Here is a 950-nt window from a genome sequence, read left to right on the forward strand (position 1 = left end):
GATTAAGAAATAAGAAGACACGTTCATAGACATATTGGATTGACAGCATAAAGAGAGAGTAAGAAACTCGATTTATCGAAAACACAAGACCTAGCAATAAAGATCGTAAAAATATTAAAAATATACGATGAAGAGTTTGATCCTGGCTCAGGATGAACGCTAGCGGCAGGCCTAACACATGCAAGTCGAGGGGTAGAAATAGCTTGCTATTTTGAGACCGGCGCACGGGTGCGTAACGCGTATGCAATCTGCCTTGTACTGGGGGATAGCCCGGAGAAATCCGGATTAATACCCCATAGTATATAAGAGTGGCATCACTTTTATATTAAAGAATTTCGGTACAAGATGAGCATGCGTCCCATTAGCTAGTTGGTATGGTAACGGCATACCAAGGCTTTGATGGGTAGGGGTCCTGAGAGGGAGGTCCCCCACACTGGTACTGAGACACGGACCAGACTCCTACGGGAGGCAGCAGTGAGGAATATTGGTCAATGGACGCAAGTCTGAACCAGCCATGCCGCGTGCAGGATGACGGTCCTATGGATTGTAAACTGCTTTTGTACGGGAAGAAACTACTCTACGTGTAGAGTCCTGACGGTACCGTAAGAATAAGGATCGGCTAACTCCGTGCCAGCAGCCGCGGTAATACGGAGGATCCAAGCGTTATCCGGAATCATTGGGTTTAAAGGGTCCGTAGGCGGTTTTATAAGTCAGTGGTGAAATCCGGCAGCTCAACTGTCGAACTGCCATTGATACTGTAGAACTTGAATTATTGTGAAGTAACTAGAATATGTAGTGTAGCGGTGAAATGCTTAGATATTACATGGAATACCAATTGCGAAGGCAGGTTACTAACAATACATTGACGCTGATGGACGAAAGCGTGGGGAGCGAACAGGATTAGATACCCTGGTAGTCCACGCCGTAAACGATGGATACTAGCTGTTCGG

At 46.1% G+C, this 950-nt stretch carries 1 rRNA gene; it reads left to right on the forward strand.

Annotation, left to right across the window (positions count from 1 at the left end):
- Window positions 1-124 precede the first annotated feature (124 nt).
- Window positions 125-950: ribosomal RNA gene (locus tag Q763_RS17255) — 16S ribosomal RNA — on the forward strand; the annotation flags it as partial.

The organism is Flavobacterium beibuense F44-8 (genome assembly GCF_000769915.1).
In the GTDB taxonomy this organism is placed as follows: Bacteria; Bacteroidota; Bacteroidia; order Flavobacteriales; family Flavobacteriaceae; genus Flavobacterium; species Flavobacterium beibuense.